General features: G+C 72.2%; 9 protein-coding genes and 1 riboswitch. Of the genes, 7 read left to right on the plus strand and 2 right to left on the minus strand.

Going from position 1 to position 7,841, the window contains the following annotated elements; genetic code table 11:
- The 5 genes from I0C86_RS35580 to I0C86_RS35600 all read left to right on the plus strand — a co-directional run.
- Positions 1-796, plus strand: a 796-nt coding sequence (locus I0C86_RS35580; protein WP_230395332.1) for an NB-ARC domain-containing protein, incomplete at its 5' end; no start/stop codon positions are given.
- Positions 797-824: 28 nt separating this feature from the next.
- The gene (locus I0C86_RS35585) at positions 825-1,340 is read left to right on the plus strand and encodes a S26 family signal peptidase (protein ID WP_196205700.1); all 516 of its coding nucleotides are present in this window, start codon (positions 825-827) and stop codon (positions 1,338-1,340) included.
- Positions 1,340-1,900 (plus strand): MauE/DoxX family redox-associated membrane protein, encoded by a 561-nt coding sequence (locus tag I0C86_RS35590; RefSeq protein ID WP_196205701.1) that lies wholly within the window; start codon positions 1,340-1,342, stop codon positions 1,898-1,900. Before I0C86_RS35585 ends, I0C86_RS35590 begins: the two co-directional genes overlap by 1 nt.
- Before the next feature lie 18 nt (positions 1,901-1,918).
- On the plus strand, positions 1,919-2,455 hold the full coding sequence (locus tag I0C86_RS35595) for a TlpA disulfide reductase family protein (protein ID WP_196205702.1): 537 nt from the start codon (positions 1,919-1,921) through the stop codon (positions 2,453-2,455).
- 59 nt (positions 2,456-2,514) lie between these two features.
- Positions 2,515-4,416, plus strand: a complete 1,902-nt coding sequence (locus I0C86_RS35600) for an ABC transporter ATP-binding protein (RefSeq protein ID WP_323374045.1) — start codon at positions 2,515-2,517, stop codon at positions 4,414-4,416.
- Between the two features lie 101 nt (positions 4,417-4,517).
- Here the strand turns inward: I0C86_RS35600 and I0C86_RS35605 are convergent, their stop codons facing one another.
- Positions 4,518-5,267: a sugar isomerase domain-containing protein gene (locus tag I0C86_RS35605; RefSeq protein ID WP_196205703.1), complete on the minus strand. Its 750-nt coding sequence runs from the start codon at positions 5,265-5,267 to the stop codon at positions 4,518-4,520.
- On the minus strand, positions 5,264-6,115 hold the full coding sequence (locus tag I0C86_RS35610) for an alpha/beta fold hydrolase (RefSeq protein WP_196205704.1): 852 nt from the start codon (positions 6,113-6,115) through the stop codon (positions 5,264-5,266). Before I0C86_RS35610 ends, I0C86_RS35605 begins: the two co-directional genes overlap by 4 nt.
- A gap of 153 nt (positions 6,116-6,268) precedes the next feature.
- Positions 6,269-6,374: riboswitch (TPP riboswitch) on the plus strand.
- Positions 6,375-6,449: 75 nt separating this feature from the next.
- On the opposite strand from I0C86_RS35610, the gene I0C86_RS35615 reads away from it, so the two are divergent.
- Positions 6,450-7,040 carry an ECF transporter S component gene (locus I0C86_RS35615; protein WP_196205705.1) on the plus strand — a complete coding sequence of 197 codons (591 nt, stop codon included), beginning with the start codon at positions 6,450-6,452 and terminating at the stop codon, positions 7,038-7,040.
- A 46-nt stretch (positions 7,041-7,086) separates the two neighbouring features.
- The coding region (locus tag I0C86_RS35620) for an energy-coupling factor ABC transporter ATP-binding protein (RefSeq protein ID WP_196205706.1) at positions 7,087-7,841 on the plus strand (755 nt) is incomplete at its 3' end.

Genomic DNA, 7,841 nt, shown 5'->3' on the forward strand with positions numbered 1-7,841 from the left:
CCCCCGCCCCACCCTGTTCGTCGGTCGGCTCCAGGAGCGCCGGAAACTGGCGGCGGCCCTGCTGCCCGCCGGTTCCTGCCCGCCGGTGGTCGCGCTGAGCGGGCGGCCGGGCGTCGGGAAGACCGCGCTGGCCCTGTCGGTCGCGCACGAGGCGGCGGCCCGCTTTCCCGATGGCCAGCTCTATGCCGATCTCGGCGGTGCCACCCAGGACGGCCCGGTCACCGCCGACGAACTGGCCTGCTGGTTTCTCCGGGCGCTCGGAGACTCCACCATCGGCCCCGCCACCGGACTCCGGGCCGCCTCGGCCCGGCTCCGCTCGATCACCACCGACCGCCGGGTGCTGATGGTCCTCGACAACGCCGTCGACGAGGAGCAGGTACTCCCGCTCCTGCCCACCGGCGTCGGCTGCGCGGTCCTGGTCACCAGCAGACGTCCGCTCCCGCTGGACCACGCCGCCCAGTTCCCGCTGCCCGTGCTCTCCGCCGCCGACTCCGTCACTCTGCTCACCGAACTGGTGGGCGGCGCCCGACTCGCCGGCTCGGATCAGGACGTCGCCGCGATAGTCCGGCACTGCCACCACCTGCCGCTGGCCGTCCGCGCGGTCGGGGCGCTGCTCTGTGCCCACCCCGACTGGTCGGTGCGGTTCCTCGCCACCCAACTCGCCAGCGGGCGCTGCCGCGTCCTGGACCTGCGGTACGGCAACCACCGGCTGCGGGACAGGTTGTGCGTACCGGAGTGGCCGGTGCCGGAGCTGGAACCGGCCGGTCGAGCAGCGGAAACACCGGGTCGACGGTGACCCGGTGCAGAGGATGATGGGAGTTCAGATGTCGCAGACATCGTCGTGGTCGCTGGCGGCCGGTGGTGTGGTGCTGGCGGCGGTTGCCACGCTGGGCTGGCTCCGCCACCGCTACCTGGTGGTGACGGTGCACGGCGCCAGCATGGAGCCGACGTACCGGGCGGGCGAACAGCTCGTGGTACGCCGGACGCCGGACCGGGCACTGCGGAGCAGCGCGGTGGTGGTGCTGCGCGACGAACTGAAGGTCCGGGTACCGGCCCCGGCGGAGGTCAGACCGCGACCGGCCCGGAGTTCGTCGTTCACGGGCCGGCCGCTGGGTCCGTGCATCATCAAGCGGGCGGTCGCCGTTCCAGGTGATCCGCTGCCCCGCGACACCGTGCCCGCGCTGCGGAACGCACCGGAGTCGTCCGTTCCACCCGGCAAACTGGTGCTGCTCGGCGACAACGCCCAGGCCAGCTACGACTCGCGGGAACACGGCTACTACACCACCGACCGGCTGCTCGGCGTCGTAATCGCCCGCCTCGGTCACGGGAGGTCCCGCTGATGGCGTACGTCGTCGTAGGCTGCGAATTCCTCGTCGCCGTGGTGTTCGGCTGGGCCGCCGCCAGCAAGCTGCGTACGGCTTCGTCGTTCCGCGACTTCACGGACTCGATCGCACGGCTGCGGATCGTTCCGTTCCGGCTCTCCGCCGCGGTGTCTGTCGGCACGGTCGGTACCGAGGCGGCGGTGCCGCTCGCGCTCGGCGCGGCGCTGTTCGGCCTCACCCCCGCCGTCGGCCTCGGCCTGGCCCTGCTGATGCTGCTCGGCTTCATCGTGATGATCGCACTCGCGATGCGGAAGGGCACGGCTGTCCCGTGCCCGTGCTTCGGAGCATCGGCGACACCGCTGGGCTGGCGACACATCGTCCGCAACCTGCTGCTGTCGGCGATCGCCGGAGCGGCCCTGCTCGGACAGCTCCTCCCGCAGACGCCGGTCGACCTCGTCCTCGCGGCCATCGCCGCCGTCGCCGGAAGCGCCGTCGCGCTGGTCTTCGTCCTCTTCGACGACGTCGTCGAGCTGTTCACCCTCCGTCCTCCGGCACGCCGAACGGGTGCCGGGATCTAGAAAGGGGTATCTCCCGAGATGGCTTACCTTGTCGCCCTGGTCATCCTGCTCAGCCTGCTGAGTCTGCTCAACCTGCTGTTCACGGTCGGTGTCGTCCGACGGCTCCGGGACCAGCCCTCGGCTGCCGACCAGCGGGCGGATGCCGAACCGCCCCGCCCGATGGGCACCGAGGCGACCGACTTCGTCGCCGACACGATCGGCGACGGCCCGGTATCGCTGGCCACGTTGAACCGCCACACGCTGGTCGGCTTCTTCACCCCGGGCTGCAAGCCCTGCGCCGCCGCCGTGCCGCAGTTCCTCGAGTACGTCGAGTCGCAGCCGTACGGCCGGGACCGGGTGCTCGCGGTGATCAGCCGGGGTCCGGACGACGACGAGGTCGCGGAGTACGCCAAGGTGTTCAACCGGATCGGCCGGGTGGTCGTCGAGGATCCCCGGGGAGCTGTGCAGACGGCCTTCGCCGTCGACGGCATTCCCGCCTTCGGGGTGGTCGACGGGCGGACCATCACCGTCGCGACCCGGAAGGTCGGCAAACTTCCGGCCGGAGTACCGGCGTGAGGGGACGGCCCGCTCAGGCTGGCGACCCGCTTGCCGGGAACGGCATTCGGGAACGGATCGTGGCCACTGCCGCCGCCATGGCGCTGGCGACCCGGGCCGCGCCCGGCTCGGTCGCCGCGCTGGTGGTGGCGAGCCTCGGCGCCGGTACCGCGCCGGTGGCCATCGCCTGGCTGACCAAACTGCTGATCGACCGGGTGGCCGCCCGGACACCGGGTGGTCTCACCCCACTGCTGCAACTGGCCCTCCTGCTGGGCGTGGTGGCCATACTGAGCGCGGTGATCCCACATGTCACGACGTTCGCCGCCGCCACCATGGGACGCAACGTACGGGTGGTCGTCCGGGACCGGCTGTTCACCCGGGTGAGCAGGCTGCCGGGCCTGGTGAGGCTGGAGGACCCGCCGTTCTACGACCGGTTGATGCTGGCGTTGCAGGCCGGCGCGGAGAGCCCTGGCCAGGTGCTCGGCGGTGTACTCGGGCTGACCCAGGCGATCATCACCATGACCGGCTTTCTCATCACTCTGACGGTACTCAGCCCGGTCATGGCCGCGGTGGTGGTCGTGGCCGCCGTGCCGGCGTTCGCGGCGGAGATCCTGCTCAACAAACGTCGGGTCCGGCTGGCGTGGCAACTCGGCCCCACCGAGCGGCGCGAACTCTTCTACACCGAACTCCTCCGCAGCCTGCAGACGGCGAAGGAGATACGGCTGTTCAACGTCGCGGACTTTCTCCGGACCCGGATGCTGACGGACCTCAGGTCGATCAACTCGGCCCGGCAGAGGATGGACCGGCAGGTGCTGACCACCCAGGGGGCGCTGGCACTGCTGTCCGCCGGGATCGCGAGCGGCGGCCTGGTCTGGGCGGCGGCCAGCGCACTGTCCGGACGGCTCACGGTCGGCGACGTGTCGATGTTCGTCGCCGCCGTGGCCGGTACCCAGTCCTCGCTCACCGGGCTGATCCGGGGCCTCTCCGTCATGCACCAGGCGCAGTTGATGTTCGACCACTACCGGATCGTCATGCGGACCCCGTCCGACCTGCCGGTGTCCGCCACACCGCGCCCGGTTCCCGAACTGTCCGGGGGAATCGAACTGCGCGGCGTGTGGTTCCGGTACGGCGACGACCAGCCGTGGGTGCTGCGCGACACGAATCTGCTGATCCGGGCCGGTCAGGCCACCGCCCTGGTCGGGCGCAACGGTTCCGGAAAGTCCACACTGGTCAAACTGCTGTGCCGGCTCTACGACCCGACGCGGGGCGCGATCCTGTGGGACGGCGTCGACATCCGCGAGTTCGATCCGGCACAGTTGCGCGACCGGCTCAGCGCCGTTTTCCAGGACTACACCTGCTACGACCTCACCGTCGCGGAGAACATCGCCATGGGTGACATCTCGGCCCTCGACGATCCGCCCCGGCTCGAGGCGGCCGCCGAGCGGGCCGGCGTGGCGGACGTGGTCGACCGGCTCCCCCGGGGGTACGAGACGCTGTTGAGCAGGATGTTCCAGGACGTGCAGGACGGTGACCCGGCAAGCGGTGTCCTGCTCTCCGGCGGCCAGTGGCAGCGGGTGGCGCTGGCCCGGGCGCTCCTTCGGGACCGCCACGACCTGCTGATCCTCGACGAGCCGAGTTCCGGCCTCGACGCCGAGGCGGAGTACGAGATACACCGCCGGCTCAAGCGCTACCGCGCGGGCCGGACCAGTCTGCTGATCTCGCACCGCCTCGGCACGGTCCGGGACGCCCCGACCATCGCGGTGCTCGACGGCGGAAGGGTCACGGAGCAGGGCCGCCACGAGGAACTGCTCGACCGGGACGGCACCTACGCGCGGCTGTTCACGCTCCAGGCGCGCGGATATTCCGGCGAGGCCGAGGACGAACCGGCGGAGGTGGCAGCCCGGACGGATCGACCGGTGACCGGGTCGGCCACGCTGGCCGAGTCATCGCGCTCGGTGCGGGCGGGAAGTCCGCCGGGCTGAGCACCGGGCAGCAACCGGACGGGGAGCCCGGACCACCGGACCGGGGCCAACGCGCGTCGCCGGCCTCGCCGTCCCGGTCCGGGTGGCCCCGTCGGCGGCAGTCAGGCGCCGCGCCGGATCCGTCCCGCGTACCGGGCCTCCAGGGCGTTGTTGTGCCCGTCGCTGTCCGGGATGTTCGCCGAGAGGTAGACCGGTGGCGTCTCCCCCGCCTCGATCAGCCGTCGGGCCACCTCCACCACGATCTGCTGGGCGAGCAGCGCGGCGGTGATCGACGACACCGCGCCGACCGCGCCGCCACCGGGGAGCGGCAGGGTCGCGTCGCCGTACGGAGCGCCGTTGTCCAGCACCACGTCGGCCAGGTCACCGAGCTTGCGCCCGGACGGATGCCGGGACGGCACCCCGGCGGAATGTTCCCGGGAGGTGATGGCGATCAGCCCGTGCCCGCGCTCCTTCACCAGCGACGCGAACTCGACGATGGTGCCGTTCACGCCGGAGTTGGAGGCGATCACGAAGACGTCCCGGGGATCGACCGGAGACACCTCGTAGAGCCGGTGCGCCACCGTCGGATCCCGCTCCAGGGTGGGGCCGAGGATCTCGACCGGCTCGCCGCCGCGCAGTACCAGGTCCCGCAGCGCGATCCGGTTCGTCGGCACCAGCCCACCGGCCCGACCGGCGATCTCCATCGCCAGTGCCTCCGAGTGACCGGTGCCGAAGGCCTGCACCACGCCCCCGTTCCGGAGCGCCGTCGTGATCAGGTCAGCCGCCCGGTGTACGCCGTCCCGCTGGCCTTCCGCCACCCGCCCGATCGTCTCGGTCACCACGTCGAGATAGCCGTCAGCGCTCAGTGTCATGCTTCCTCCGACCTCGTCAATCGCCTGCCGGCGCCGATCCGGGCCAGCGCGGCCCCGGCGAGCGCCTCCGGTGCCTGGTCCGGGATCCAGTGCGTCACCCCGGCCAGGGCCACGAAGCGGTAGTCACCGGTCGCCTGACCCGCACACGCCTCGGCTGCGGTGCGACCGACCGCGATGTCGCCGTCGCTCCAGACGAAGGTGGTCGGCACCGACACCGGCCCGATCCCGGCGAGTTCCCGGCCGGACATCGCCCGGTACCAGTTCAGCGCGGCGGTCAGCGCGCCCGGTCGGAGCATCGGTTCGAGGTAGCTGTCGACCCGGTCCTCCCCGACTCCGGCGAGCATCGCGCGCAACGCGGCGGCGTCGTCGGCGAGCAGCGCCTGCTCGGCCTGGCCGGCCTGCCGGAACAACGCCATGTAGGCCGACCTGCTCTGCTGGTCCGGATCGGACGCCAGCGCGGAGGCCAGCGCGGCCGGATGCGGCACGGAGACGGCGGTCAGGGTACGGACCCGCTCGGGGTGCCGGGCGGCGATGGTCCAGGCGACGGCCGAGCCCCAGTCGTGGCCGATCAGGTGGACCGTGTCCACTCGCAGCGCGTCGAGCACGGCGACGGCGTCGGCGACGAGTTCGGTCAGCCGGTACGCCGACACGTCGGCGGGGCGGGCGCCGGGCGAGTAGCCGCGCTGGTCCAGCGCGTACGTGCGCAGCCCGGCAGCGTGCAGCGCGGGTACGACTCCGGACCACTGCGCACTGTGCTGTGGGAAGCCGTGCAGCAGCAGGACCGGTTCACCGTCCGGCGGACCGCCGGCCGTCACCTCGAAGGTCAGTCCCCGCACCGTGATCGCCATCGTCCGGAGCCTACCCACTGGGCCCGGGCCCTGCTCGTACGGCTGCCCCGGCGGAACCCGCCCTGGCCCGGGGCAGGGTGTCGGCGGCCACATCCGGCTGCCCCGCCGCTATCGGCGGTGCCCGATCCGGTGCTAGCGTCTGCGAAACAACTGCACATCCGACAGGGGAGCGCACAGCGCTGAGAGTGCGGGTCACACCCGCAGACCCTCGAACCTGATCTGGGTAATGCCAGCGCAGGGAGTTCGGTCGAGTCTCCAGCCGCGCCGCAGTCCGGGACCTCCGGATTGCGGCGTGCGTCCTGCCTGGTTCGCTGCGCGACTGGGAGGCATGATCATGAAGCAAGCCAGCAACGCCCGATGGCGTACGGTCGACATCGTCGTCGCGTCGGTGATCGCCGTCGCGTTCGGGGTGATCTTCTGGGCCTGGAACCTGGTCTGGAGTGCCACCGAGGGCGCCTTCACCTTCTTCCCGCCGGCCCAGGCGGTCATCTACGGCGTGTGGCTGCTGCCCGGCGTACTCGGCGGGCTGGTGATCCGCAAGCCCGGCGCCGCGCTGTACTGCGAGTTCGTCGCGGCGTTCGTCTCGGTGCTGCTCGGCAGCCAGTGGGGCATGGTCGCGATTCTCCAGGGCCTCGCCCAGGGTGCCGGCGCGGAGGCGGCCTTCCTCGCCGTCCGCTACCGCTCCTTCCGGTTGCCGGTGGCGATCGGATCCGGGGCGCTCGCCGGGCTCGCCGCCGCCCTCTTCGACCAGTGGCGCTACTACTCCGAGCTCGACTTCGACTCGTTCCGGCTCCCGGTCTTCCTGATCACGGTGGTCAGCGCCGCCGTCATCGCCGGGGCCGGCGGTTGGCTGCTGACCCGGGCGCTGGCCCAGACCGGCGTACTGGACCGGTTCCCTGCCGGTCGCGAACGTACCGCCGTCTGACCGGCGACGGGAGCACGGGCGGGGATTCGGTCGAAACGGTGCGGCGATGAGCGCGGTCGAACTGCGCGGATTCGGCTGGCGGCATGCCGGGCGGCGGGCCTGGGCGGTCCGTGACGTCGACCTGCGGGTCGAGCACGGCGAACGGGTGCTGCTGCTCGGCGCCTCCGGAGCCGGCAAGAGCACCCTGCTGGCCGCGCTCGCCGGCCTGCTCGCCGAGGACTCCGGGGAGCAGGAGGGCACCGTCGAGATCGACGGGCTGGATCCCCGCAAGGGTCGGGAGCGGGTCGGCATCGTCTTCCAGGACCCGGAGACCCAGTTGGTGATGGCCCGGGCCGGCGACGACGTGGCGTTCGGGCTGGAGAACCGGGGCGTACCGGCGGCGGAGATCTGGCACCGGGTCTCCGAGGCACTGCACCGGGTCGGCTTTCCCTACGGACTCGACCGATCGACGGCGGCACTCTCCGGCGGCGAGCAGCAGCGGCTCGCCCTGGCCGGCGTCCTCGCGCTCCGGCCAGGTCTGCTGCTGCTGGACGAGCCGACCGCCAACCTGGATCCGGCCGGCGCGGCACTGGTCCGCGACGCGGTCGCGACGGCGGTCGACGCCGACAGCACACTGATCCTGGTCGAACACCGGGTGTCGGAGGCGCTGCCGCTGGTCGACCGGGTCGTGGTCCTGGAGCCGGGTGGCGGGGTCCGGGCCGACGGGACCCCGGAGGCGGTCTTCGCGACGCACGGTCCGGCACTGGCCGCCGCCGGGGTCTGGGTTCCGGGGCCGCCGCCGGCACCCCGACGGGCGGTTGC

This window comes from Plantactinospora alkalitolerans (assembly GCF_015690345.1).
Classification (GTDB): Bacteria; Actinomycetota; Actinomycetes; order Mycobacteriales; family Micromonosporaceae; genus Plantactinospora; species Plantactinospora alkalitolerans.